Below are 242 nucleotides of genomic sequence, written 5' to 3'. Positions count from 1 at the left end.
ACTTCCCCCTTTCCCCCATTGCTTCGGGCCGGGGGCGCCCGAGCAGTCAGTTAGGAACCAACCGCCTGACGAGATCGGATAGCGCCGTTTTATAGGGGTAGCTGTCACTCATGAGTACTCGGATTCGACGCGTATTGCGGATGATGACCGCGCCTACTTTGATGAGCTTGAGCCTCAGGTTGCTCGGACTCATGCGCGCGAAGGGCGTGTGCTTCAGATAAGTCCGTAACCGCTCGAACAGC

At 58.3% G+C, this 242-nt stretch carries 1 protein-coding gene; it reads right to left on the bottom strand.

All coding sequences use genetic code 11. The annotated features are described in order from the left end of the window. Window positions 1-46 precede the first annotated feature (46 nt). A partial coding sequence (locus tag CXF87_RS12555; protein ID WP_198556061.1) for a transposase occupies window positions 47-242 on the bottom strand: 196 nt, incomplete at its 5' end.

This window comes from Halomonas sp. MES3-P3E (genome assembly GCF_002836035.1).
GTDB lineage: Bacteria > Pseudomonadota > Gammaproteobacteria > Pseudomonadales > Halomonadaceae > Vreelandella > Vreelandella arctica.
This window is presented reverse-complemented; position numbering and strand designations above follow the sequence as displayed.